Below are 26,076 nucleotides of genomic sequence, written 5' to 3' on the forward strand. Positions count from 1 at the left end.
CTACCGGCGCCGCGCCGCGAGCAGGTCCGCCACTTCATCCAGCATCGCCATATCCACCGGCTGCGACAGATCCAGCGCCAGCGCATGCCGGTAATAGGGGCTGAGGTCGAGCCCGACGCCAAGCCCGAGTACCTCGACATCGCGCAGCGCCGCGTGCCGTGCGACCACGGCCTTCAGGTGGTTGTCGAGGTAGCAGGCGTCGTTGGCCTGGCCGGTGGCCGTATCCATCGGACTGCCGTCCGACACTACCACCAGGATACGGCGAGCCTTGCCAGTGGCATGCAGGCGGGTGCAGGCCCACTCCACGGCCTCGCCGTCGATGCCCTCGCGGAACAGGTCGGCCTTGAGCATGGCGGTAATGTCGGTGCGGGCGCGGCGCCAGCTTCGCGCGGCGTCCTTGAACACCATGTGGCAGGTTTCATTGAGGCGGCCCGGATGCGCGGGGCGGCCGCGCGCCAGCCAGTCGGCCCGGGCACGCCCGCCGTTCCAGGCGCCCGTCGTGAAGCCGAGCACTTCCGTGGCAACGCCCGCCTCGTCAAGCGCACGGGCCAGCAGGTCGAGCAGCAGGGTCAGCGGCTCGGCGCGCGCTTTCATCGACCCCGAGCAATCCACCAGGAACCCCACCACGCAATCGGCATGGCTGCGGTACGCCTCCTGGCGGAACAGGCGGCGCTCGGCGGGCGAGCTGACCAGCTGCGACAGCCGGCGGCCGTCGATTCGGCCATTCTCTTCGCCAAAAGACCACCCATCCACGCGCGGTTGCGCCAGGGCGGCGCGCAGCCGGCGCGCCAGGCGCGCGACATTGACGCCCGCGCGCGCGATGCGGGCGTCGAGCTGCGTGCGGTACTCGTCAAGCAAGGCGCGCCGCACCAGCGTCGCGGCAGGCACTTCGCGGTCGTAGCGCGTGGTGAAGACGCGATAACCGTCGCGGGCCTCGGCCAGCACGCGGCTGTGGCCGCTGTCGGCGACGGCGAAGTCCTCCACGCGCTCCTCTTCGAAATCGAGCCACAGCGCAAACCCGGCACGTGCAGCGGATGCGGCGTTGTCGTCGTCCTCGCCCGCATCGGGCGCTTCGCTGCGGATCATCTGCGCGACGGCGCGGGCCAGTGCCAGCGCGTGCACGGCAAACGCAGCCTGGTCATGGCGATGCGCCTTCAGTCCCGCCAGCGAGGTGCCCAACACTGGCACGATGGCCGCGCGCGTGGCCTCGATCAGGTCTTCGGTTTCATCGAGCACCGGCTCGCCGCTAAGGCGCGACCAGGCGATTTGCGCCACGGTGTAAAGCAGGATGCCGAGCTGGCCTTCGGTCAGGCCCGAGCGATGAAACGCGCGCGACCAGGCCAGGAAGCGATGGCGCAGGTTGGCGGCCACGCCGGCCATGCCGCGCGGCACGCAGGTCTCGCAGCGCAGTTGCTCCAGCAGTTCGAACAGCAGCCGCTCGACCGGGTCAGCCGGACAATGGCTGCGGTGCAGCGCGGGATCGGAATGCGCGAAGCGCAGCGCGGCGCCATCCACGGCGCCGCGCAGGCAAGCCGCGCTGTCGGTGTCCGGATCAGTACGCAGGTGCGGCGCATGCTGCGGCACGGGCCGCATCGCACGCCAGAGCCGGCCATCGCGGAAGTGCAGCGCGATGTCGCCGGTGAGCGCGCGCACGGCAGCACCGGACAACGCATCCTGGCGCTGGCGACGGCGCAGCCGCTGCGCGGCCGCCGCCGCACTCATTGCGCCGGCTCCGACTGGGCTGTCTGTCCCGCCGCTGCGCCGGGCAGCGCGCCGAAGCAGCGCTGGTAGTACTCGGCTACCACGGGACGCTCGGCGTCGTCGCACTTGTTCAGGAAGGTCAGCCGAAAGGCCAGCGCCGGATCGCGGAAGATCAGGCAGTTCTCGGCCCAGCTGATCACCGTGCGCGGCGACATCAGCGCTGAGACATCGCCCGCGGCAAACCCGCGGCGCGTCAGCGAGGCCAGTGCCACCATGGCATCGACCTGCGCGCGGCCGTCGGGATGGTCCAGCTCTGGCACGCGCGCCAGCACGATGCCGGCCTCTTCCGCATGCGGCAGGTAGTCGAGCGTGGCCACCACGTTCCAGCGGTCGATCTGCGCATGGTTGAGCAATTGCGTGCCGTGGTACAGGCCATTGAGGTTGCCAAGGCCCACCGTGTTCGAGGTCGCGAACAGGCGGAACGAGGGATGGGGATGGATGACGCGGTTCTGGTCCAGCAGCGTGAACTTGCCGTCGCGCTCCAGGATGCGCTGGATCACGAACATCACATCGGGCCGGCCCGCGTCGTATTCGTCGAAGATCAGCGCCACGGGCCGCTGCAGCGCCCACGGCACGATGCCCTCCTGGAAGGCGGTGACCTGCTGGCCGTCGCGGACGACGATGGCGTCCTTGCCCACCAGGTCGAGCCGGCTGATGTGGCCATCAAGGTTCACGCGCACGCACGGCCAGTTCAGGCGCGCGGCCACCTGCTCGATATGGGTCGATTTGCCGGTGCCATGGAGCCCCTGCACCATCACGCGCCGGTCGCGCATAAAGCCCGACAGGATGGCCAGCGTCACCTCGGGCTGGAAACGGTAGGCCGGGTCGATCTCCGGCACATGGTCATCGCGTTCGCTGAACGCCGGCACCATCAGGCCGGAATCGATGCCGAACAGGCTGCGCACCGGGACCATGCGGTCCGGCTTCCCAAACTCCATCTGCGTCACGTCGTGCTCCTCTTCTCTTGCCTTGCTTGTCCTTCTCTTGCGCGGACAGCAGGACAAGCCGGGAGCCGGCGTTACCCGCTACCTACTCGTCCTCGTCCGCGCCGCCCCATTCGGTGCCGCTTTCGGCTTCGATGGCCGCCAGCGCGCTGGCCGCCCGCTGCAGGGCGGGCAGCATCTGCAATGCCTTCTCGTGCGCCAGGCGCATCACCGGGGCCTGCAGCGCCAGCCCCAGATTCGATTTCCCGCCGTCCGTCGCCGGCACCAGCACGCCGATGCACAGCAGGCCGGGCAGGAATTCCTCGTCATCCATCGCGTAGCCGTCGCGCTTCACGCGTTCGATTTCCGCTTCCAGCGCCGCGTGGTCCGTCAGCGTGTTGGCCGTGTAGCGTTCCAGCTCCGCGTGCGCCAGCAGGCGCTGCCGCTGCGCCGGCGCCAGCTGCGCCAGGAACAGCTTGCCCGTGGCCGAGCAGTGCGCCGGCACGCGCGAGCCCGGGTGCAGGTAGAACCGCAACGGCGCCGCCGTCTCCACGCGGTCCAGGTACAGCACCTCGCCGCTCGAAAACGCGGTCAGGTTGCAACTCTCGCCCACCTCTTCCACCAGCTTGCGCAGCACCATGTGGCGCGCGCCGTGCGAGGTGTTGTTCAGCAACAGGTTTTCCGCCAGCCGCCGCAGGCGCAGGCCAGTGCCATAGTGGCGGCCGTCGCCGTTGCGCTGGACCATGCCGGCCGCCTCCAGCTGCTGCAGCATGCGGTGCAGCGTGGGCTTGGGCAGTCCGGTTTCTTCCACCAGCGCTTGCAGGTTGAAGGCGTGATCCTTGGTGGCAATGACTTCCAGCAGGCCAAAGAGACGCAGCGCCGGCGTGTCGCCGTCAGGCTTGCTGTCGCTCTTGGCAAGACGCATATCGTTCATGCCTGGCTCCCATCATAGTCAAGTTTCAGTTTCAGATACAAATCATATCAATTCTTGAAATTTCCGGTTGACCTTCCACGGAAGAGGACCTACATTCCGAGTACAAAAACATTTTTCGGAACAATCTGTTCCGTTTTACAAGGTAAACCCGGAGACACAAATCCATGCACAGATGATTTACACCGCCCTTGCGCACCAAATGGGGTGACCGACCACGGCAATCGGCCTGCAATAACGCGCAGCGCCGACTATTACAGACAGAAAGACGCCGTGGCGGCTGACAGACAAGCAGTCAGCAGTACAGGAGACACAACATGACCCAAACACCGCAGCCCTCTTCGGGGCTATCGCACGGCCTCAAGCAGCGGCACATGACAATGATCGCCCTGGGCGGCGTCATCGGCGCCGGCCTTTTCGTTGGCAGTGGCGTCGTCATCAAATCCGCCGGTCCCGCCGCGGTACTTTCCTTCCTGATCACCGGCCTGCTCGTGGTGCTGGTGATGCGCATGCTCGGCGAACTGGCCTGCGCGATGCCTGGCGGCGGCTCGTTCTATGAATATGCCCGCGAGGCCTGGAGCGACCGCCCCGCCGTCGGCAGCCTGGCCAGCTTCCTGACCGGGTGGATGTACTGGTACTTCTGGGTCATCGTCGTGGCGCTCGAAGCCGTGGCCGGCGCCGACCTGGTGCGCTACTGGCTGCCCGACGTGCCTAACTGGACCATCAGCCTGGTGCTGCTGATCATGCTCACGCTGACCAACCTCATCTCGGTCAAGTCCTTTGGCGAGTTCGAGTTCTGGTTCGCGTCGATCAAGGTGGCCGCGATCATGGTGTTCCTGTTCGTGGCGGGCGTGTATGTGCTGGGCCTGGCACCCGGCGCCCATGGCATGAACGTGGCCAACCTGACTGCCAACGGCGGCTTCATGCCAAATGGCATCGTGCCGGTGCTGACCGGCGCGGTCGCCGCGACGGGCTTCTACTTCGGCGCGGAGATCGTCACCATCGCCGCGGCCGAGACCGCCGAGCCGCAGAAGGCCGTGGCAAAGGCGACCAACTCCGTCATCACGCGTGTGCTGGTGTTCTACGTCGGCTCCGTGCTGCTGGTGGTGTGCCTGGTACCGTGGAATGCGACGGGCATCGCCACGCCGTACGTCAGCGCGCTCAACGTCATGGGGATTCCGGCCGCCGCGCAGATCATGAACGCGATCGTGCTGACCGCGGTGCTCTCGGCGCTGAACTCGGGCCTGTACGCGTCGTCGCGCATGCTGTTCGCGCTGACGCGCCGCGGCGATGCACCGCGCGCCCTCGCCCGCGTGAGCCGCAACGGCGTGCCGACGCGCGCCATCCTGGTGGCCACGCTGTTCGGCTACGGCGCGGTGATCATGTCGTATGTCTCGCCGGACAAGGTCTTTGCCTTCCTGGTCAACTCGTATGGCACGGTGGCCATCTTCGTCTACATCCTGATCGCGGTGTCGCAACTGCGGCTGCGCGCCCGCCTGGAGCGTGAAGCGCCCCACCTGCTCAAGGTGCGGATGTGGTGCTACCCGTACCTGACCTGGTTCGCGATCTTCGGCATGCTGGCGATCGTCGTGGCCATGGCGTTCATTCCCGATCAGCGCACGCCGCTGGCATTGGGTGTGGCCAGTCTTGGCCTGCTGGTGTCGGCCTATATCGTTCGACATCTGTTTCGCCGAGGCGTACCGCAGGTCGCCCCGCTAGCCGAAATGCCGCGGCCGGATCTGCATGAGTATTGACCGGGCCTGAAGTGGAGATGGGCATCGGCGCGGGGATGGGATACTCTGTCCTCCGCGCCTTTGCCCTTTTTGGGCGGTTGGCAATCCACAAACAAGACGTCCCTTATGACCAACAAGCTGACCCCTCCCATGTGGGACCAGCTCTTCCAGCAACACGCCCACTCCGGCCTGAGCCTGCAAGGCAAGATCCGCCAGATGCTGGTGTCGGCGATCCTGGACGAACAGCTCCCGCTGGGCATTCCGCTGCCGAGCAGCCGCGAGATGTCCGCGCAGCTGCGCGTGGCCCGCAATACGGTGGTGCTGGCCTACCAGCAGTTGGTGGATGAGGGCTATCTGATCTCGCGCGAACGCAGCGGCTATTTCGTCAATCCTGAAATCCTGGGCGCGCGCGTGAGCGGCGTCGCGTCGCTGCGCGGCGCGCCTGCCCCCGACACCCATGGCAGCGCGCGGCCCGACTGGGATCGCCGTTTCGTCTTCCGTCCGACCCACCAGCGCAATATCGTCAAGCGCCATAACTGGCGCGATTACCCGTACCCGTTCATCTACGGCCAGTACGACCCGGTGCTGTTCCCCACCGCCGACTGGCGCGAGTGCTGCCTGAAGGCGCTGAGCGTGCTCGATATCCACGAGTGGGCGCAGGACATGATCGTGCGCGACGACGAGTCGCTGGTGCAGCAGATCCGCACGCGCGTGCTGCCGCGCCGCGGCGTGTGGGCCGGCGCCGACGAGATCGTGATCACCGTGGGCGCGCAGCAGGCGCTCTACCTGCTGTCCGACCTGCTGGCCAGCGCCGATACGCCCGTCGGCATCGAGGAACCCGGCTACCCCGATGCGCGCAATATCTTCGGCCGCCATACCTCGAAGCTGATCCCGCTGCCAATCGATGCCGAAGGCGTGATCCCGTCCGATGCGCTGCGCGCCTGCGACTACGTCTATGTCACGCCCAGCCACCAGTGTCCCACTACGGTCACTATGCCGCTGGCGCGCCGGCAGGCGCTGCTGCGGCAGGCGGAAGACGCGGACTTCGTGCTGATCGAGGACGACTACGAAAGCGAAAGCCGCTTCGAAGGCGACCCCACGCCCACGCTGAAGAGCCTGGACCGCAACAACCGCGTGATCTACGTGGGCAGCCTGTCCAAGAGCCTGGCGCCGGGGCTGCGCATCGGATACATCGTCGGCCCCGCCGAGCTGATTGCCGAACTGCGCGGCGCGCGGCGGCTGATGCTGCGGCACCCGTCCGCCTACATCCAGCGCGCGTTCTCGCTGTTCCTGTCGCTGGGGCACTATGACGCGCACCTGCGCCGCCTGTCCGCGGCCCACCGGGCACGTGCCGAAACGGTGCTGTCCGCGCTGGCCGCCCACATGCCCGAGTTCCGCCCGGTGCCCATTGCCGGAGGCGCGTCGTGCTGGATCGAGGGCCCGCCATGGCTCGATGCCGATGCGCTGGCGCGCCTGGCCGAGTTGCAAGGCGTGCTGATCGAACCGGGCAGCGTGTTCTTCATGGGCGAACCGGCGCCGCGCAATGGCTTCCGGCTCGGCTATTCGTCGATCGCACCGGAACGCATCGAGCCCGGTATCCGGGTGCTGGCCAGCGTGGCGCGCGAACTGCACGCCAGCCTCCCCGCGCGGGGCGCATCGGCCGCCTGAGCGGCCTGACGTCGGGAAAAAAAGGGCGACTGCCCGGCCACGCGCCGGGCAGGCGCCCTTTCTGCATTTCCGTGCCCTGGCCCGCGCCGGCGATCGCTGGCCCAAGCGATTCCCGCCAACTGGTCCTACAGCGCAACGCGCGCGCTCCCTATCCTCAAGTCATGGCCGATGCGTGGCCCCCGCCGCCGCATCGTCACGCGATACCAAGGAGACGCAAATGAACAAGCCCAGCAACAACCCGGTCGGCACCGACCTCCTGCAAGCCTTCAACGACGCCTGGAACCGGCACGACATCGACGCGCTGATGGGCTTCATGACTGACGACTGCGCCTTCCACGGCGTGGCCGGCGGCGAAGTGCTCGGGCGCAGCTTTATCGGCCGCGACGCCGTGCGCGACGGCTTCGTGCTGGCCTGGCAGACGTTTCCCGATGCCTCTTGGACCGAGGGCGAGCACTTCGTCTCCGGCGACCGCGGCGTAAGCGAATCGACCTTCCGCGGCACGCGCGCCGACGGCATGCGCATCGAGGCCCGCATGGTCGACGTATTCACGTTCCGCGACGGCAAGATCGCCGTGAAGAACGCCTACCGCAAGGATCGCCCGCCGGTCAGCAACGCTGCCTGAGCCCCGGAGACGCGCCATGGAAGCTGTAGCCACCCGCAACATCCTCACCGGCGACAAAAGCGGCGACAACACCGGCGGCAATGCCACCGCGCCGTCGCGGCCGTACGACCCGGCCTACGATCCGCTGCACACGCCCACGCCGGGCCAGGGCCGCGAGTACGCGCCGACCTACTGGATCGGCACCGCCGGCGAGCCGCCTGCCGACGATGGCCCGATCACCCACGATATCGACGTGGACGTCGCCATTATCGGCTCGGGCTTCACCGGGCTGACGAGCGCCATCTTCCTGGCGCAGGAACACGGCATCAAGGCTGTCGTGCTCGAGGCCAACCGCGTGAGCTGGGGCTGCAGCACGCGCAATGGCGGCCAGGCGCAGTGCGCCTCGGGTCGCCTCAAGCGCTCGCAGTGGATTCAGCGCTACGGGCTGGACACGGCGCTGCAACTGCATGAAGAAGTCTGCGCCGGCATGCAGACCTTCAAGGACCTGATCCGCGACATCGACTGCGATCCGCAGCCCGGTGGCCACCTGTATATCGCCCATCGCGACAAGGCCATGCCCGCGCTGGAGAAGGAAGCGAAAATCCTGCGCGACGTCTTCAAGTACGACGCGCGCATCTTCGACGCCGACACCGTGCGGCGCGAGTATGTCGATGACAAGGAAGCCGCGGGCGCGATGCATGAGCCCGAAGGCATCGGCATCCATGCCGGCAAGCTGGCCTTCGGCTACCTGCGCCGCGCGCGCGCGCTGGGCGTCAAGGTGCACCCGTCGAGTCCGGTGACCGGCTGGGAAACCCGCAATGGCGTGCATTACCTGCGCACGCCCGGCGGCATCGTGCGCGCCCGTGCGGTGGGCGTCGCCACGGGCGGCTACACCTCGCAGTCGCTGCATCCGCAGCTGAAAAACCGGCTGTTCCCGATCCTGTCGAACTCGATCGTCACGCGCGTGCTGACGCCGGACGAAATCGCGGCGTGCAATTTCCGCACAACCCAGGTCATCACCGATACCCGCATCCTGCGCCACTACTACCGCCTGATGCCCGATGGCCGCCTGCAGATCGGCAGCCGCAGCGCGATCACCGGCAGCGATGCACCGCAAGACCAGTACCGCCAGAAGCTGATCAACGACATGTACCGCAAGTTTCCGGCGCTGCGCGGCATCCAGATCGACTACTCGTGGTGGGGCTGGGTCGATGTAAGCCACGACATGATGCCCCGCATCACGCAGCCGGATCCCGCGCAGTCGATCTATTACGCGATGGGCTATGGCGGCAATGGCGTGATGTATTCCGCGCAGGCCGGCAAGCGGCTGGCGGCGCTGATCGCCGGGAAAGGCGCATCGCTGCCGCCGCTGCCGATTTTCGGCTCGGCGCTGCCGTTCCCCAATGTGCGCGAGATGGTGGAATCGCAGATGTTTGCGCCGTTCCGCCGGTTTGGCCAGCGCTTCCTGTATCACTGGTATCACATGAAGGATGAAGTCATCTGAGCGGTGCCGCAACGGCCGGACCGGCGGGATATGCTGCGACGCAGCGTCCGGCTGGTCCGGATCCCGTGTGACGGACGAGAAACACCTTTGTCTGTTGCCACCCCTTCGCCATCCGCGCGCATATGGTGCTTCCAGCAATTTTCGCCAATAATGGCCTGACTGCCATTGCCGGACGAGAGCTGCCATGCACTATAGTCCCGACGCAATTCGTACCATCGCCCTGCTCGGCCATGCGGGGTGCGGCAAGACCTCGCTGGCCGAAGCGCTGCTGCACCGGGGAGGCGCCCTGCATGCCCCCGGCAGTGTCGAGCGGGGCTCCACCGTCAGCGATTTCGATCCGCTCGAACGCAAGTTCCACCACTCCCTCACCTCCGCAGTCCTGCACGTCGATTTCCGCAACACCCGCATCTACCTGATCGACACCCCGGGCTACCCCGATTTTTCCGGCCAAGCCATTAGCGCCCTGCCCGCAGTCGAAACCGCGGCCATCGTCATCAATGCCCAGACCGGCATCGAGATGACCACGCGACGCGCCATGGCCTGGGCGCAGGCGCGCAAGCTGTGCCGCATGATCATCATCAACGGCATCGACGGCGAGAAGGTCGACCTGCCCGCGCTGCTGGCCGACATCCAGGAAGCGTTCGGCAAGGAATGCCTGCCGATCAACCTGCCGGCCGCGAACGGCAGCCAGGTGGTGGACTGCTTCTTCAATCCCGCCGGGGAATCGGACTTCCTGAGCGTGCCGGCCGCCCATGACGCGCTGGTGGACCAGGTGATCGAGATCGATCCCGAGCTGATGGAGCTTTACCTGGAACAAGGCGAGGCCATCCAGCCCGAGCAATTGCACGCGCCGTTCGAGCGCGCGCTGCGCGAAGGCCACCTGGTGCCGATCTGCTTCACCTCCGCGGCTACCGGCGCTGGCGTGCCCGAGTTGCTGGACGCCTTCGTGCGGCTGCTGCCGAACCCGACCGAAGGCAACCCGCCGATGTTCTACCGCAGCGTCGGCGAAGGCAGCGACGGCGCCGAGCGCAAGCAGGAAGTGCGTGCCGAACCGGTGCCCGACAAGCACGTGCTGGCGCACGTCTTCAAGATCGTGATGGATCCCTACGTCGGCAAGATGGCCGTGTTCCGCATCCATCAGGGCACGGTCACGCGCGACAGCCAGCTCTATATCGGCGATGCGCGCCAGCCGTTCAAGGTCGCGCACCTGCTGCTGCTGCAAGGCAAGGAACACGAGGAAGTGCCGCGCGCCGGACCGGGCGATATCTGCGCGGTGGCCAAGGTCGACGAGATCGGCTTCGATGCGGTGCTGCACGACGCCACCGAGGACGGCAACATCCACCTGATCCCGCTGGAGTTCCCGACGCCGATCTATGGCCTGGCGATCGAGCCCGCACGCCGCGGCAACGAACAGCGCATGGCTGAAGTCCTGCACAAGCTGGCCGCCGAAGACCCGTGCCTGCGCATCGAGCACCCGGCCGGCACCAACGAGACCGTGCTGCTGGGACTGGGCGAATTCCACCTGCGCTGCGTGCTGGAGCGGCTGACCGAACAGTACAAGCTGGAAGTGGTTACGCGGCCGCCGCGCATCGCGTATCGCGAGACCATCGGCGGCTCGGCCGAAGGCCATCATCGCCACAAGAAGCAGACCGGCGGCGCCGGCCAGTTCGGCGAGGTGATGCTGCGCGTGGACCCGCTGCCGCGCGGCGAAGGCTTCGAGTTCGTCGACGCGGTCAAGGGCGGCGCCATTCCCGGACAGTTCATTCCGGCCGTGGAAAAGGGCATCCGCCAGGCGCTGGATTGCGGGCCGCTGGCCGGCTTCCCGATGCAGGATGTGCGCGTGACCGTGCTCGACGGCAAGAGCCACCCCGTGGATTCCAAGGAAGTCGCATTTGCCGCCGCCGGACGCAAGGCGTTTATCGACGCCGTGCTCAAGGCCCGGCCCAGCGTGCTGGAACCGGTGGTCGACATCGAGGTGATGATGCCGGACAGCTCCATGGGCGACGTGATCGGCGACCTCTCCTCCAAGCGTGGCCAGGTGCATGGCACACGCACGGGCGCCGCCAACACGGTAATCGTGGCCGGCAAGGTGCCGCTGTCGGAACTCAACGACTACCAGTCACGGCTGAACAGCCTGACCGGCGGCCATGGCAGCTACACCATCCAGTTCAGCCACTACGAGGGCGTGCCGCCCGGGCAGCAGGACAAGATGGCGGCCAAGCACAAGGCCCAGGCCGATAACACCGGCTGACGGCGGCGGCATCCACGGCATTGCGGCCGCGGCACCCCCGCGGCCGCCGCCTTTGCACTCGACCGCCGGCTCGGACTGACGCCGGCAACACCCACTCCTTCCCTTAGTCCCCCTCTCCACAAGCCCATACGTTTGCCCGGCATGACCGAGCGCCGCTCTATGGCGTCTTGCCGACCGATAATCTTAGAGATCGAATTTAGTTGACAGCACACGTACAACTGCTAGGATTGCGCCATGTACTTCGATATCTAATATAATTCGAGTACGACAACCGACCACTGAGGAGCGACACATGTACGACATTTTCTCCACTGACAAGCTGATCGATCTCTGGCTGACCGAGGACATCGGCATCTGCGACCTGACGGTCCAGACCATGATCGAGCCGGGCGAGACGGGCACGTTCTGCATGAATGCGCGCGAGCCGATGATCATTGCCGGCATCGACGTGGCCGCGCGCATCTTCGCGCGCTATGACCCGACCCTTTCCATCGACGTGCGCGTGGCCGATGGCGACAAGGTCGGCAAGGGCGCGGTGCTGCTGAACGTCAGCGGCAATGCGCGCAGCGTCCTGACCGCCGAGCGCACGGCGCTCAATATCATGCAGCGGCTGTGCGGCATCGCCAACCTGACGTCACGGTATGTCGAGGAAATCGCGCACACCAAGGCACGCCTGATCGATAGCCGCAAGACCACGCCGGGCCTGCGCGCGCTGGAAAAGCACGCCGTTACGTGTGGCGGCGGGCTGAACCACCGCCTGAGCCTCGACAACGGCGTGATGGTCAAGGACAACCATATCGCCGTGTGCGGCAGCATTGCCGCCGCCGTCGAGCGCGTGCGCCGCAAGCTGCCGGTACTGACCAAGCTCGAGGTCGAGTGCGATCGTCTTGAGCAGGTGCGCGAGGCACTGGACGCGGGCGTGGACGTGATCATGCTCGACAACATGTCGTTGCCCGACATGAAGGAGGCCGTGCAGATCGTCAACGGCCGGACCAAGGTCGAGGCTTCGGGCGGCATCCGCCTGGAAACGATTCGCGCGGTGGCGGAAACCGGCGTGGATTACATTTCGACCAGCAAGATCACGCAATCGGCGCCGGCCGTGGATATCGGCCTCGACGACGCCTGATTGCCGCGTTGAAAGACCCGAATATCGCCTGATACGCTCCTCGTCTACCCGAGGGCACTTCTTCCCTTGCCGGCCCGGTCCGGCGAGGGACTTTTTGCATGGCGGCCTCAGAGATCCGCCAGCAGCCGCCCCACTTCCTGCGTCGAAGGCATCCTGCGACCGCTTTCCGCCAGCGCCGCTTCGTCGGCCACCAGCTTCTCGGCAATCGAGATCAGCACGCGGCGCGTGGTCAGCACATCCTCTTCCGTCACGCCATCGACGCTGATCGCATTGACTTCCTCGGCCAGCGGTTCCAGCTTGCGCCGCAGCGCGCGGCCCGCCTTGCTCAGGAACACGTGCACCTTTTTCTTGTTCCCTGGCAGGTGCATGCGCTCGACATAACCGAGCGCTTCCAGCGCCTTGACAGCCGAGAAGGTAGTAGGCTCGGTCACGCCCGCGCGCTCGCTCAGTTCGCGCTGCGACATGCCGTCATGGCGCCACAAGATCCGCAGAATCGTCCAGTGTCCATACGACACGGAATGCTGGGCTAGCCGCAGCTGCAACGAGCGGATATAGGCGCGCGCAGCGTCCTTGACCAGGTGCGCAAGGCGCTCTTCGTCGACTTCATCGGGCGGCGTGATCGTGACCGGGGATTCCTGCTTTTTCGTGGCCATAGCGGTGACATAGGGAAGCGGTGCGAGCCGCCCCTGCCGCAAGCGCCAGGAGCGGGACGGTGCACATGATAGCGCTTCCCGCCATCATCCACCCGGTTCGCGCGCGGCTTCATCGCGTTCTCGCCGTTCAGCAATCACTACATCAGTGCGCCGTGCGCGACGGCGATGCATGCCGCACTGCCAGCGCGCATACCGATCCCGGTGTTTTCCCCTAGAAGGCCGCAAATACCGCGCACACACTCGGTTTGCGGGAGCTGGCCCGCTGCTTGCATTAACTTAGACATCGAACTTATCTTGACAGCCTCCGGTCCAGTGCTAGCATACGAAAACATCTTCGACGTCTAAGGTAATTATGAAAGAGACCGGCACGTTCTTCCTTGTGGTGGGCCCCAGCGGCGCAGGCAAGGATTCCCTCATCGATGGTGCGCGCGCCGCGCTCGACCACAGCGAGTACGTGTTTGCGCGGCGGGTCATCACGCGTCCGAGCGGATCGCCCGGTGAAGACCATGAGGGTGTGGCCGAGGACGAGTTCACCGAACGCGAACGCAACGGCGAGTTCCTTGTGACCTGGAACGCGCACGGGCTCCGCTACGGGCTGCCGCAGTGGCTGGTCGGACTGCTCGAGGCCGGCAAACACGTCGTCGCCAACGGCTCGCGCGGCGTGATTGCCATGCTGGCGCGGCAGCTGCCGCGCTTCGTCGTAGTCAACGTGACCGCGCCGCACGAGGTGCTGGCGCAGCGGATCGCCGCGCGCGGGCGCGAATCGGGCGATGACGTGCTGCGTCGCGTGTCGCGCCAGGCGCCGCCGATGCCCGATGGGGTCCGCTGCGTCACGGTCTCGAACGACAGCACGCTGGATCTCGGCGTGGCGCGTTTCACCGATGCCCTGAAGCATGGCATCCATGCCGATGCCGCCGCCCACCCGGCAAGCCGGCGCCACCTGGCCGCCAAGCTGGACGGCCGGCCGCTGGATGAAGCCGCCTACGAAGCCATCCTGCGCGATGCGATTGCGGGCCGCTACACCGAGCAGGAACTCACGGCCTTCCTGACCGCCGCCACGCGCTCGCTCGACGACGGCGAGGTGGTCGCGCTGGCCCGCGCGCGCACCCGCTTTACCCCGCACATCGAATGGGACGAGCCGATCGTCGTGGACAAGCATTCCATGGGCGGCGTACCGGGCAGCCGCATCACGCTGATCGTGGTGCCGATCGTCGCCGCCTACGGGCTGGCGATGCCGAAAACTTCCTCGCGCGCGATCACGTCGGCGGCCGGCACGGCCGATGCCATGGAGACCATCGCGCGCGTGGACCTGACCCATGACGACGTGCGCCGCTGCGTGGCCGAGGCGCGCGCGTGCATCGCCTGGAACGGCCGCATGAACCATTCGGTCATCGACGACGTCATGAACGCCATCACACGCCCGCTCGGGCTCGATTCGCGCCGCTGGGCCGTGGCCTCCATCCTGTCGAAGAAGGCCACCGCCGGCGCCACCCACGTCATCGTCGATATTCCCTATGGTCCCCAGACCAAGCTGTCCACGCGCGCCGATGCCGAGGCGCTCGCGTCACTGTTCGATGAAGTTGGCAAGGGGCTGGGCCTGCACATTCGCGCGTGCGTCACGGACGGCAGCCGGCCGATCGGCCGCGGCATCGGGCCTGCGCTGGAAGTCCGCGACGTCCGGCTGGTCCTCGATAACCACCCCGACGCCCCTGCTGACCTGCGCGAAAAGGCCTTGCGCTTCGCGGGCGAGATCATCGCCTTCGATCCGCGGGTGGAATCCCCGGCGCAAGGCCTGCGCATTGCCACGGCGCTGCTCGACGACGGCAATGCCAGGGCCGCGTTCGACCGGATTGCCGCCGCGCAGGGCATCCGCCCCGATCCGGTGGCGCCGGGTTCGCATACCCATCTCGCCATCGCGCCGGCATCCGGCCGTGTCGGCGCCATCAATGGCTGGCAGATCTCGGGCATTGCGCGGGCGGCGGGCGCGCCGCGCTACCTGGGTGCGGGCATAGACCTGCTGTGCACGATCGGCGAATCCGTCATGGCGGGCGAACCGCTGTACCGCATCCATGCCGAGAGCGCCGAAGCGCTCGCCGCGGCCGTCGCCCTGACGCGGCCCGCCGGCGAATGCCCGGGCGCAGTGCGCGTTGATCCCGATTGACCTGGCCATCCCTTTCCCCCACCCTAGCCGACGAGGCATATATACCAATGAGACCCCTATCCGTCGTCCGTAGTCTGGCATCGCTGCTGTTTGTCGCGGGCAGCCTGGGCACCCTGCCCGGGCGGGCCGAAGCCAATATCGCCAGCACGTTTCCGCAGAAGCCGATCCGCATGGTCGTCACCTTCCCGCCCGGCGGCGGCACGGATGCGCTGGCGCGGCTGATCGGCAACGACCTCAGCAAGACCCTAGGACAACCCGTTGTGGTCGACAACCGGCCTGGCGCCAGCGGCAACATCGGCGCCGAGTTTGTCGCCAAGAGCCCCGCCGATGGCTACACGCTGCTGATCGTCAACAGCAGCTTTGCCATCAACCCCGGTGTCTTCAAGAAGCTGCAGTTCGACCCGAAGAACGACTTCAGCGCGGTCATCACCTTTGCGTCGGTCCCGTCGGTCATCGCGGTCCCGCAGAATTCCGGCATCCACACCTTCAAGGACCTGCTGGCCGCCGGCAAGGGCGCCACGCCGCCAAGCTATGCGTCATGCGGCAACGGCACGCCGCAGCACCTGGCTGGCGAGCTGCTCAAGATGTCGTCGAAGATCGACATGCTGCACGTGCCCTACAAGGGTTGCGCGCCGGCCATCGCCGACGTGCTGGGCGGACAGGCGCAGGTCAGCATCAACACGCTGCCCAACACCGTTCCCTATCTCAAGAGCAACAAGCTGCGCGCGCTCGCCGTCACGTCAAAGGTCCGCTCGCCGCTACTGCCTGAGGTGCCCACGGTCAGCGAACTTGGCGTGGCCGGCTATGACGTGGACCAGTGGTTCGGCATTCTGGCGCCCGCGAACACGCCGCCCGAAGTCGTGCAAAAGCTGAACGCGGAGATTGCGCGCGCCGTGGCCAAGCCCGAGATCAAGGCATCGCTGGCGCAGCTCGGCTTCGCGGCCACGACCAGTACCCCTGCCGAATTCCAGAAGCTGGTGAACAGCGACATCGATCGCTGGCAAAAGCTGGTGTCGAAGATCAACCTGAACCTCGACTGACACCGCCTGGGGCGTCGACCCGACGCCATCAGGCACCTCCCCTCCCGAATACCTTCGTTGCCGCACGGGCGCCCGCCAGCCCTCGTGGGAATGCGTTCGTCCTGCCGCCGGGGCTGCCGGCACGAACCAGTTCGGCGCGGTCGCGGGCATCCGGCACAAGTTCTGAGCGGCCACTGCGCAGCGGCCGCTTGCACTGCCTTCGGCAATCAGGCGGCCGTGATCCTGCAGATCTTCGACAGCATGTAGCCGACACCGGCAATCCGGTGCTCGTGCCGCGGCGCAAAGGCTTTCAGGTGCGCGTCGAGGCAGCGGTCAATCGCCTTGCAAGCCCCTTCATCCTGAAAGCCGGGAAGGAATGAAATCGAAACGTCCGGCATCGGATAGTCGAGCAGCCGCGCTTCCGCCATCCGCGTGTAGACGTTGCCATCACGGAATTCCGCGGGGATATCCGTCCACTGCGGCAGGAGCTTCGTGGTGCTGCGAGCCAGTTCCGAATCGGTGATGGTGTCCAGGTCGGCACGGGAAATCGAATAGGTCATGGGGCGTCCTCCGTCTGAATCATCGGTTTGCCGCGCCGTGGGCACAGGCAATTTAGCCGCCGCCCTGACTTGCCGCGGCCAGTCTCCAGTGACAAGACTAACGCGTGCAGCATTCCCGGCCATGCAAAGCGCGCCAGCCACTTTGCAGTTCGTGCCAGCGCGTTGCTGGCACGTGCGTACGCCCCTTCCGCTTAATGCTGTGACGCCCCCGCCGCTCCAATCCCGGTCATCGACCGCACAAACTGCGCCCCAAAGCGACGGCGTTCCGCCGCAGCCTGCGCCGACTTGTCCAGCACCGACACCAGCCATGCGCAAGCAAATGCCAGCGTCATGGAGAACAACGCAGGGTTGGCATATGGGAAGACCGGCTTGTCATGGTGCAGCAGGCCCACCCACACCGTGGGCCCCAGCACCAGCAGTGCCACCGCAGACGCCAGCCCTGCGAGACTGCCCGCTACTGCGCCCTTGGTAGTCAGTCCTTTCCAGAACATCGACAGGAACAGCACCGGGAAGTTGACCGAAGCGGCAATTGCCAGCACCAACCCGGACAGGAACGCGATGTTCTGCTTCTCGAACAGCACGCCCAGCACCATCGCCAGCAGCCCGATCACGACGGTGGCCGCCTTCGAGACACGGATCTCGTCCTTCTCGTTGGCACGCCCTTGCCGGAACACATTGGCGTACAGGTCGTGCGACACCGCCGACGCGCCCGACAGCGCCAGGCCTGCCACCACGGCGAGAATGGTTGCGAACGCCACGGCCGAGATAAAACCGAGGAACCAGTCCCCGCCGATGGCATGGGCGAGATGCACCGCCACCATGTTGCTGCCGCCAATCAGCTTGCCCGCCGCATCGCGGTACGCCGGATCGCCACCGACCATGACGATGGCACCAAAGCCAACTACCAGGATCAGCACGTAGAAGTAGCCGATGAAGCCGGTCGCATACAGGACGGACTTGCGCGCTTCCCGCGCATCCGCCACGGTGAAGAAACGCATCAGGATGTGTGGCAGGCCCGCCGTGCCGAACATCATGCCGACGCCAAGCGAAATGGCATCGATCGGGTTGGATACCAGACCGCCCGGCGACAGGATGGCCAGGCCCTTCTCATGCACCTTCGCGGCCCCCGCGAACATCGCTTCCGGGCTGTAGCCGAAATTGGACAGAACCATGACCGCCATGAACGTGACCCCGCCCAGCAGCAGCACGGCCTTGATGATCTGGACCCATGTGGTCGCCAGCATGCCGCCGAACAGCACGTACAGCACCATCAGCAGGCCGACGATGACCACGGCCGATTCATAGCTGGTGCCGAACAGCAGTTCGATCAGCTTGCCGGCGCCGACCATCTGCGCGACCAGATACATGATCACGACGGTCAGCGTGCCGAATGCGGCCGTGATGCGCACGGGCTTCTGCGACAGCCGGTAGGACACCACGTCGGCGAAGGTATAGCGGCCCAGGTTGCGCAGCCGCTCGGCGACGATAAACAGGATGATCGGCCAGCCGGCGACCACGCCGAGCGCATAGATCAGCCCGTCGTAGCCCTTGTCGAACATCATCGCCGAGATGCCGAGAAACGATGCGGCCGAGACCATGTCGCCGGCAATCGCCAGACCGTTCTGGAAGCCGGTCAGACCACCACCGGCAGCATAGAAGTCCGATGCCGAACGCGTGCGGCGCGCCGCCCAGCGCGTGATGCCGAGCGTGAACAGCACGAACAGCGTGAACATCGCGATGGCGCTCCAGTTCAGTGGCCGGCGCGTGACTTCGCCCTGGATGGCCGGAGCGGCCAGCGCTGCGCTGCTGGCCAGGCCCATAGCGACCATGGACAGTTTGCGGAGGATCGGCTTCATGCTTCGCACTCCTTGCGCAGGCGTTCGTTGATCGGGTCGAGTTCGGTGTTGGCCTTGCGGACATAGACCGCCGTGAGCACGATGGCCGCGACGATGATGCCCACGCCGACCGGGATGCCGAGCGTCATGACGCCGCCGCCAAGCGGCGTGCCGAGCGTTGCCGGCAAAAAGGCCAGCAGCAGGATGAAGCCGAAATAGATGGCCAGCATCACCACCGTAAGCGACCAGCCCAGGCGTGCCCGCCTGCTGGCCAGCTGGATAAAGTCGGGGTGCTGCTGGAGGGTCTCCAGTCGTTGTGCGTCCATGCGGTCTCCTTTGGCGCGAGGGTCGGCGTGGCGCCTCTTGGCGTGCGCCATCGTCGTTGTCAGATCAAATTGGGATGTCGGACCGGCAGTGCTTGCCAGCCCTGATTGTCAGATCGCCCCGACCGGCTGCTCGTGCGTAACCTTCGGCCGCATGTCCAGTACGCGCCGCGCCTTGCCCGTACTGGTGCGCTCGATGCCCTCGGCATCCACCACCTGCACGCGCGTGGTCACGCCCACGTAGGTCTTGATCTGGTCCTTGAGTTCGCGCTCCAGCGTCGCGCGATCATCGCTGCCCAGGCCGCCGGCCTGCGGGCGCGCTTCAACACGCACTTCGAGCTTGTCAAGGTGCCCGTCGCGCGTGACCACGAGCTGGTACTGCGGCGCCAGTGCCGGCGCCTTCAGGATCAGTTCCTCGATCTGCGACGGAAACACGTTCACGCCACGGATGATCAGCATGTCGTCCGAACGCCCCGTGATCTTGCCGATGCGGCGCATCGAGCGCGACGTCGGCGGCAGCAGGCGCGTCAGGTCGCGCGTGCGGTAGCGGATAACCGGCAGCGCTTCCTTGGTCAGCGAGGTGAACACCAGCTCGCCCTCCTCGCCGTCAGGCAGCACCTCACCGGTGACCGGGTCGATGATCTCCGCGTAGAAATGGTCTTCCCAGATGACCGGGCCATCCTTGCTTTCGATGCATTCGCACGCCACACCCGGACCCATGACTTCGGACAAGCCGTAGATATCCACCGCATCGATGCCGGCACGCGCCTCGATCTCGGCGCGCATCGCGTCAGTCCACGGCTCAGCGCCGAAGATGCCGACCTTCAGCGAGCTTTCAGCGGGATCCATGCCCTGTCGCATCATTTCTTCAATCAGGTTCAGCATATAAGACGGCGTGACCATGATGATGTTCGGCTGGAACTCGCGGATCAGCTGTACCTGTTTCTCGGTCTGTCCGCCGGACATCGGGATCACCGTGCAGCCGGCCTTCTCGGCGCCGTAGTGTGCCCCCAGCCCGCCCGTGAACAGGCCATAGCCGTAGCTGACGTGGACCAGGTCGCCCGCGCGCCCGCCCGCCGCACGGATGGACCGCGCCACCACACTGGCCCACGTGTCGATGTCGCGCGCGGTGTAGCCCACCACAGTCGGCTTGCCGGTCGTCCCGCTCGATGCATGCACGCGCGCCACCTTCTCGCGCGGCACGGCGAACATGCCGAACGGGTAGTTGTCGCGCAAATCCTGCTTGGCCAGGAACGGGAACTTCGACAGGTCCGACAGCTGCTTCAGGTCGTCCGGATGCACGCCCGCCGCATCGAATGCCTTGCGGTAGTGCGGCACGTTGTCATAGGCATGGCGCACGCTCCATTTCAGCCGTTCCAGTTGCAGCGCCTGCAGTTCATCGCGGCTGGCGCGCTCGATCGGCTCCAGCTCGTCGGGGTGGGGGGTGCGTTGAACCATTGTCTACTCCATCGTTATCGTGGCGCCGCATGCATGGGGGGCAGGCGCGGGGAACTACGGTACTTCGTGCAGGGATCAGATATGCGAGCGGCTCTGCACCACGCGGAAGCGGTTGGCCACGAACGCCGCGTCGGACAGCGACGCGTTGGCGGCCGGGTTGGCGCCGGTAGCGTGGAAATCGCTGAACGCCGCCGACTGGTTGACGAACACGCCGCCGGTCAGGTTGAGCGACAGCGCCACGCCGGCATCTTCGGCCGCGTCGCGGATGGCATCGGCCACGTTATCGTCGGTGGTGTACGCGGACAGCGTCAGCGCGCCATGCTCCTTCGCGCCGCGGCGCGCCACGTCAATGCTGTGCGTGGTGTCGTTGGTGGCGACTACGAAAGAGATCGGGCCGAACAGTTCTTGCATAATCTTGCCTTCATCGCTGGCATCGACCTTTAGCACCAGCGGCGTATGGATGCGGGCGCCCGGAAATTCCGGATGCTGCAGCGCGCGGCTGTCGATGACGACTTCGCCCAGCGTGCGCGACGCCTCGATACGTTGCACCACGCCGTCATTCTGGATCGCGCCCAGCAGTTCCACCGCCCTGGCGGCGTCGCCCGTGAGCTTGCCCACGGCTTCGCCGATGGCGCTGGCCACCTGGTCGAAGCTCAGGCGCCCTTCCGGCGTCTCGATGCCATCCTTCGGCACATAGATATTCTGCGGCGCCGTGCACATCTGGCCCGAGTACAGCGCCAGCGAGAACGCGATATTGCGCACCATGCCCTTGAAATCGCTGGTCGAGTCGATGACGATCTGGTTCACGCCGGCCTTCTCGGTGTACACCTGCGCCTGGTGCGCATTGCGCTCCAGCCAGTCGCCGTTGGCGGTACTGCCGGTGAAGTCGATCAGGCGGACTTCCGGGCGCAGCGCCAGCGTCGACGCCATGCGCTCGGTCGGGTCGTTGGCCACCAGCGTGACAAGGTTCGGATCGAAGCCCGCTTCCTGCAGCACTTCACGCGCCACTTCCACGGTGATGGCCAGCGGCAGGATGGCGCCCGGATGCGGCTTGACCACCACGGCATTGCCGGTGGCCAGGCTTGCGAACAGGCCCGGATAGCCGTTCCAGGTCGGGAAGGTGCAGCAGCCGATCACCAGGCCCACGCCGCGCGGCACCACGGTGTACTGCTTCACCATGCGCAGCGGGTCGTTCTTGCCTTGCGGCTTTTCCCACACGGCACGCTTCGGGATGCGGCGCATCTCGTCCCACGCATAGGCCACGGCTTCCAGGCCGCGGTCCTGCGCGTGCGGGCCGCCGGCCTGGAACGCCATCATGAAGGCCTGGCCGGTGGTGTGCATGACCGAGTACGCGATCTCGAAGCTGCGGCGGTTCAGGCGGTGCAGGATCTCCAGCGACACGCCGACCCACGCCTCCGGCCCGGCCTTGCGCCACGCGGGCATGCCTTCCGCCACGCCCGCGAAAAGCTGGTCGAGGTCGGGCTTGGGATAGGTGACCCCGAGTTCCGAGCCGTACGGCGAGACTTCCTTGCCGGTCTGTCCGACCGTGCCCGGCTGCGTCAGCGCGAACGGCTTGTTCAGCCGCGCCTCGAAGGCGGCCTTGCCGTCAGCGTTGGCGGTTTCGCCATAAGCCTTCGGGCTGGGCGATTCGGAAAACGGGCTCCAGTAGCCGCGCTCGGCAATCGCCTGGGTGGCTTGGTCCAGCAGGGCCTGGTGACGCGTGAAAAACGGATGGGACACGGCTTGCTCCGGAAAACAGGTTCTTGAATGACTTGAGTAAGGACTGAAAACGGGGAAACGCTTCAAGTTTCCTGGTCGAAATCGATCACCAGCTTGTCGGTGACGGGGTAGCTCTGGCAGCTCAGGATGAAGCCGCGCGCGACTTCGTAGTCTTCGAGCGCGAAGTTGACGTCCATGTCGACCTCGCCTTCGATGCGCTTGCAGCGGCAGGTCGAGCAGACGCCGCCCTTGCACGAGTACGGCAGTTCGATGCCCTGCGCCAGCGCGGCGTCGAGGATGGTCTCCTTGTTCTTCTCCAGCGTGAACTGGCGCGTGCGGCCGTCCTGGATCACGGTGACCTCGCACTGCTGCTGGCCCACCTGCTTGTGCGCATGGGCTGCCGGGCGCGCCGCGGGAATGCTGGTGGCGAACAGCTCACGCTTGATGCGCGCCTTGTCCACGCCGCTTTCCTGCAGCGCCAGCGAGACCTCTTCCATCATGGCGTGCGGGCCGCAGATAAAGGCCACGTCGATGTCGTGCGGGCGCACCCAGTGGCGCAGCAGCGCGCGGACCTTGTCGCCATCGATGCGGCCGTTGAACAGGTCGATATCGAGCTGCTCGCGGCTCAGCACGAAGACCAGGTTGAAGCGTTCCAGGTAGCTGTCCTTCAGGTCTTCGAGTTCTTCCTTGAACAGCACCGAGGACGATGCACGGTTGCCGTAGAACAGCGTGACGCGGCTGTCCGGCTCGGTCATCAGCGTGGTCTTGATGATCGACAGCATCGGCGTGATGCCGCTGCCCGCGGCGAAGCCCACGTAGTGCTTGCTGTGCGTTGCCGACAGCGGCATGTGGAAATGACCGGACGGCGGCATGACTTCCAGCGTCATGCCGGGTTGCAGCGCATCGTTGGCCCAGTTGGAGAACACGCCGCCGTCCACGCGCTTGATGGCCACGCGCAGGCGCCGGTCTTGGACGGCGGAGCAGATCGAGTACGAGCGGCGCACGTCCTCGCCGCCGATGCCGGCGCGCAGCGTCAGGTGCTGGCCCTGCACGTAGCGGTAGGTATCGGCCAGATCGCCCGGCACGTCGAAAGTTACCGCCACGGCATCGCGCGTTTCGCGCGTCACGCTGGCGACGGTCAGTTCATGGAATTTGCTCATTTCGGGCTCCTGGCTCAATGCGGCTCAATGGGCCTTGAAGTAGTCGAACGGTTCCTTGCAATCGCCGCAGCGGTACAGGGCCTTGCAGGCAGTCGAACCGAACTGGCTGACCAGGCGCGTGTGGCGCGAGCCGCAGTGCGGGCACGCCACTACCAGCGCCGGCGAAGCCTTGCGGCTGATACCGCTGATATCGACCACCTGCTGTGCAGGCGGCGCAATGCCGTAGCCGGACAGGCTGGCCTTGCCCCGCGCGCTCATCCAGTCAGTGGTCCAGGCCGGTGCCAGGCGCGTCTGCACGCGAACGTGGCCGACGCCCTGTGCGGCCAGCACGCGCTCGATATCGTCGCGGATCACCGTCATGGCCGGGCAACCCGAGTAAGTCGGCGTGATGGTGATCACGCAGGTCTCGTCGATCCATGCCACGTCGCGGACGATGCCCAAGTCCACCACGGAGATCACGGGGATCTCCGGGTCCGGCACCTGTTCCAGCCAGTCCCAAACCTGCGCCACGCTGGCGCGTTCCAGCACTTGCGCGGTCATGGCGCTCACCACTGCGCGCCGGGATAGGCGCGCTGCAGGAATTGCATTTCAGCCAGCAGGTAGCCGAGGTGTTCGGTATGGCGGCCGTGGCGGCCACCGGTCTGCGACCATCCGCCTGCCGGGACGCGCAGCGTGGCTTCTTCCAATACCTCGCTCACATGCCGGTACCAAGGTTGGGCCAGCGTGGCCAGGTCCACCGCAATGCCCTGCGCGACTAGCGCGGCATCGGCTGCGTCCGACTCGAACAGCTCGCCGGTGAACATCCACAGGTCGTCGATGGCGTCCTGCATGCGGCGATGGCTCTCTTCTGTGCCATCGCCCAGGCGCACCACCAGGTCGGCACTGCGGCGCACGTGGTAGGTCACTTCCTTCAGCGACTTGGCGGCGATCTCCGCAATGCGCGCGTCGGTCGAATGCTGCAGCCGTTCGAGCAGGAAGTAGTGCCACGTATCGAACAGGAACTGCCGCGCCAGCGTATCGGCGTAGCTGCCGTTGGGCTGCTCGACCAGCAGCAGGTTGCGGAACTGGTGGGCGTCGCGCAGGTAGGCAAGCTGGTCGGCGCTGCGGCCCGCGCCTTCGACTTCGGCGGCGTAGCCGAGCCACAGGCGGGTCTGTCCGATCAGGTCCAGCGCCACGTTGGTAAGCGCGATGTCCTCTTCCAGCGCGGGGCCGCGGCCGCACCATTCCGACAGGCGCTGGCCGAGCACCAGCGTGGTATCGCCCAGGCGCTGCAGGTATTCGAACTTGTGTGGGTCCATGGTGATGCGTCCTCGCGCCTGGAAATCAGATGTGCCCGACCTCTTCCGGCATCGGGAAGAAGGTGGGGTGACGGTAGACCTTGCTGTTGGCGGGCTCGAACAGCGGGCCCTTGTCGCCGGGGCTGCTGGCGACCACGTCGGCGGCCTTCACCACCCAGACGCTCACGCCTTCGTTGCGGCGCGTGTAGACGTCACGCGCATGGTTGATCGCCATTTCGCCGTCCGGCGCGTGCAGGCTGCCCACGTGCTTGTGGGCCAGGCCGTGCTGGCTGCGGATAAAGATCTCCCAAAGCGGCCACTCTTTCATGGCAACTCTCCTGTCAGATTGCGGGGTTGTCGGCGACGCTGCTGCGCGCCGGAATGCTCAGGCGGCGGCGCGCTCTTGCTTGTCGGCGTGCGCCATCAGCGCTTCGCGGAACCAGGCGCCGTCGTCCCACGCCTTGACGCGCGTGCGCAGGCGATCGCGGTTGCACGGGCCGTTGCCGCGCACGACGTTGTAGAACTCGTCCCAGTCGATCGCGCCGAAATCGTAGTGGCCGCGCTCCTCGTTCCACTTCAGGTCCGGATCGGGAACGGTCAGGCCCAGGTGCTCGGCTTGCGGCACGGTCTGGTCGACCATCTTCTGGCGCAACTCGTCATTGGAGAACAGCTTGATGCGCCATTGCATCGATTGCGCGCTGTTAGGCGAATCGGCATCGGATGGGCCGAACATCATCAGCGCCGGCCACCACCAGCGGTTCAGCGCGTCCTGCGCCATCTGCTTCTGCTCGGGCGTGCCCTGGCACAGCTTGAGCAGGATGTCGTAGCCCTGGCGCTGGTGGAACGACTCTTCCTTGCACACGCGCACCATGGCGCGGGCATAGGGGCCGAACGAGCAGCGGCACAGCGGCACCTGGTTGATGATGGCCGAGCCATCGACCAGCCAGCCGATCGCGCCGATATCGGCCCAGCTCAGCGTGGGGTAGTTGAAGATGCTCGAGTACTTCGCCTTGCCGGAATGAAGGTCGCCCAGCAGTTCGTCGCGCGAGACGCCCAGCGTTTCGGCGGCGCTGTACAGGTAGAGGCCGTGGCCCGCTTCATCCTGGATCTTGGCCAGCAGCACGGCCTTGCGTTCCAGCGTCGGGGCACGCGTGACCCAGTTGCCTTCCGGCAGCTGGCCGACGATCTCGGAATGCGCGTGCTGCGAGATCTGGCGAATCAGGGTCTTGCGGTAAGCCTCGGGCATCCAGTCCTTGGCTTCGATCTTGATGCCGGCGTCCACGCGCGCCTGGAACTCGCGTTCCTGCGGGTCCATCTCTTCCATCGCGCGGAGCCTGGTTGCCCCGGTTTCCACCAACTGTGCGTACATGCCGTACTCCGATCTGTAGGGTCTTGACCTGCGTCAAATCATTC

The 26,076-nt window shown here is 66.2% G+C and carries 22 protein-coding genes; 8 read left to right on the plus strand and 14 right to left on the minus strand.

What is annotated here, in order from left to right:
• The 3 genes from ACIGJB_RS24535 to ACIGJB_RS24545 all read right to left on the minus strand — a co-directional run bounded on the left by ACIGJB_RS24535 (position 1) and on the right by ACIGJB_RS24545 (position 3,618).
• The gene (locus ACIGJB_RS24535; RefSeq protein ID WP_483732583.1) at positions 1-1,722 is read right to left on the minus strand and encodes a cobaltochelatase CobT-related protein; all 1,722 of its coding nucleotides are present in this window, start codon (positions 1,720-1,722) and stop codon (positions 1-3) included.
• Complete coding sequence (locus tag ACIGJB_RS24540) at positions 1,719-2,699, minus strand: AAA family ATPase (RefSeq protein WP_483734655.1); 981 nt, start codon at positions 2,697-2,699, stop codon at positions 1,719-1,721. Before ACIGJB_RS24540 ends, ACIGJB_RS24535 begins: the two co-directional genes overlap by 4 nt.
• 91 nt (positions 2,700-2,790) lie before the next feature.
• Positions 2,791-3,618 carry an IclR family transcriptional regulator gene (locus tag ACIGJB_RS24545; RefSeq protein WP_483732584.1) on the minus strand — a complete coding sequence of 276 codons (828 nt, stop codon included), beginning with the start codon at positions 3,616-3,618 and terminating at the stop codon, positions 2,791-2,793.
• A gap of 314 nt (positions 3,619-3,932) precedes the next feature.
• On the opposite strand from ACIGJB_RS24545, the gene ACIGJB_RS24550 reads away from it, so the two are divergent.
• The 6 genes from ACIGJB_RS24550 (at position 3,933) to nadC (ending at position 12,498) form a co-directional block, all read left to right on the plus strand.
• A complete protein-coding gene (locus tag ACIGJB_RS24550) occupies positions 3,933-5,369 on the plus strand; it encodes an amino acid permease (protein WP_483732585.1) in 1,437 nt (478 codons plus the stop codon).
• A gap of 105 nt (positions 5,370-5,474) precedes the next feature.
• Entirely contained in the window at positions 5,475-7,016 is a 1,542-nt protein-coding gene (pdxR, locus tag ACIGJB_RS24555; RefSeq protein WP_483732586.1) for a MocR-like pyridoxine biosynthesis transcription factor PdxR, read from the plus strand.
• A 217-nt stretch (positions 7,017-7,233) separates the two neighbouring features.
• Positions 7,234-7,638 (plus strand): nuclear transport factor 2 family protein, encoded by a 405-nt coding sequence (locus tag ACIGJB_RS24560; protein ID WP_483732587.1) that lies wholly within the window; start codon positions 7,234-7,236, stop codon positions 7,636-7,638.
• A 16-nt stretch (positions 7,639-7,654) separates the two neighbouring features.
• Entirely contained in the window at positions 7,655-9,121 is a 1,467-nt protein-coding gene (locus ACIGJB_RS24565) for an NAD(P)/FAD-dependent oxidoreductase (RefSeq protein ID WP_483732588.1), read from the plus strand.
• Between the two features lie 184 nt (positions 9,122-9,305).
• Positions 9,306-11,372 carry an elongation factor G gene (gene fusA / locus ACIGJB_RS24570; RefSeq protein WP_483732589.1) on the plus strand — a complete coding sequence of 689 codons (2,067 nt, stop codon included), beginning with the start codon at positions 9,306-9,308 and terminating at the stop codon, positions 11,370-11,372.
• A 292-nt stretch (positions 11,373-11,664) separates the two neighbouring features.
• The gene (nadC, locus tag ACIGJB_RS24575) at positions 11,665-12,498 is read left to right on the plus strand and encodes a carboxylating nicotinate-nucleotide diphosphorylase (RefSeq protein WP_483732590.1); all 834 of its coding nucleotides are present in this window, start codon (positions 11,665-11,667) and stop codon (positions 12,496-12,498) included.
• Between the two features lie 107 nt (positions 12,499-12,605).
• On the opposite strand, the gene ACIGJB_RS24580 is transcribed toward nadC, so the two are convergent.
• Positions 12,606-13,151 carry a MarR family winged helix-turn-helix transcriptional regulator gene (locus tag ACIGJB_RS24580; protein ID WP_483732591.1) on the minus strand — a complete coding sequence of 182 codons (546 nt, stop codon included), beginning with the start codon at positions 13,149-13,151 and terminating at the stop codon, positions 12,606-12,608.
• Positions 13,152-13,503: 352 nt separating this feature from the next.
• On the opposite strand from ACIGJB_RS24580, the gene phnN reads away from it, so the two are divergent.
• Positions 13,504-15,312 (plus strand): phosphonate metabolism protein/1,5-bisphosphokinase (PRPP-forming) PhnN, encoded by a 1,809-nt coding sequence (gene phnN, locus ACIGJB_RS24585; RefSeq protein WP_483732592.1) that lies wholly within the window; start codon positions 13,504-13,506, stop codon positions 15,310-15,312.
• Positions 15,313-15,359: 47 nt separating this feature from the next.
• On the plus strand, positions 15,360-16,352 hold the full coding sequence (locus ACIGJB_RS24590; RefSeq protein ID WP_483732593.1) for a tripartite tricarboxylate transporter substrate binding protein: 993 nt from the start codon (positions 15,360-15,362) through the stop codon (positions 16,350-16,352).
• 206 nt (positions 16,353-16,558) lie between these two features.
• On the opposite strand, the gene ACIGJB_RS24595 is transcribed toward ACIGJB_RS24590, so the two are convergent.
• The 10 genes from ACIGJB_RS24595 to paaA all read right to left on the minus strand — a co-directional run bounded on the left by ACIGJB_RS24595 (position 16,559) and on the right by paaA (position 26,032).
• The gene (locus ACIGJB_RS24595) at positions 16,559-16,891 is read right to left on the minus strand and encodes a hypothetical protein (protein ID WP_483732594.1); all 333 of its coding nucleotides are present in this window, start codon (positions 16,889-16,891) and stop codon (positions 16,559-16,561) included.
• Between the two features lie 191 nt (positions 16,892-17,082).
• Positions 17,083-18,747 carry a cation/acetate symporter gene (locus ACIGJB_RS24600; protein ID WP_483732595.1) on the minus strand — a complete coding sequence of 555 codons (1,665 nt, stop codon included), beginning with the start codon at positions 18,745-18,747 and terminating at the stop codon, positions 17,083-17,085.
• Complete coding sequence (locus ACIGJB_RS24605; protein WP_483732596.1) at positions 18,744-19,052, minus strand: DUF485 domain-containing protein; 309 nt, start codon at positions 19,050-19,052, stop codon at positions 18,744-18,746. The genes ACIGJB_RS24600 and ACIGJB_RS24605 overlap by 4 nt, the downstream gene beginning before the upstream one ends.
• A gap of 108 nt (positions 19,053-19,160) precedes the next feature.
• Entirely contained in the window at positions 19,161-20,507 is a 1,347-nt protein-coding gene (paaK, locus tag ACIGJB_RS24610) for a phenylacetate--CoA ligase PaaK (protein WP_483732597.1), read from the minus strand.
• Positions 20,508-20,582: 75 nt separating this feature from the next.
• Positions 20,583-22,247, minus strand: a complete 1,665-nt coding sequence (gene paaN / locus ACIGJB_RS24615; RefSeq protein ID WP_483732598.1) for a phenylacetic acid degradation protein PaaN — start codon at positions 22,245-22,247, stop codon at positions 20,583-20,585.
• 62 nt (positions 22,248-22,309) lie between these two features.
• Positions 22,310-23,386: a 1,2-phenylacetyl-CoA epoxidase subunit PaaE gene (gene paaE / locus ACIGJB_RS24620; RefSeq protein WP_483732599.1), complete on the minus strand. Its 1,077-nt coding sequence runs from the start codon at positions 23,384-23,386 to the stop codon at positions 22,310-22,312.
• A 24-nt stretch (positions 23,387-23,410) separates the two neighbouring features.
• On the minus strand, positions 23,411-23,926 hold the full coding sequence (gene paaD / locus ACIGJB_RS24625) for a 1,2-phenylacetyl-CoA epoxidase subunit PaaD (RefSeq protein WP_483732600.1): 516 nt from the start codon (positions 23,924-23,926) through the stop codon (positions 23,411-23,413).
• Between the two features lie 5 nt (positions 23,927-23,931).
• Positions 23,932-24,684: a 1,2-phenylacetyl-CoA epoxidase subunit PaaC gene (gene paaC / locus ACIGJB_RS24630; protein ID WP_483732601.1), complete on the minus strand. Its 753-nt coding sequence runs from the start codon at positions 24,682-24,684 to the stop codon at positions 23,932-23,934.
• 25 nt (positions 24,685-24,709) lie between these two features.
• Positions 24,710-24,991 (minus strand): 1,2-phenylacetyl-CoA epoxidase subunit PaaB, encoded by a 282-nt coding sequence (gene paaB, locus ACIGJB_RS24635; RefSeq protein ID WP_483732602.1) that lies wholly within the window; start codon positions 24,989-24,991, stop codon positions 24,710-24,712.
• A gap of 57 nt (positions 24,992-25,048) precedes the next feature.
• Positions 25,049-26,032, minus strand: a complete 984-nt coding sequence (gene paaA, locus ACIGJB_RS24640; protein ID WP_483732603.1) for a 1,2-phenylacetyl-CoA epoxidase subunit PaaA — start codon at positions 26,030-26,032, stop codon at positions 25,049-25,051.
• Between the last annotated feature and the right edge of the window lie 44 nt (positions 26,033-26,076).

The organism is Cupriavidus sp. C2SS-8b (assembly GCF_057073745.1).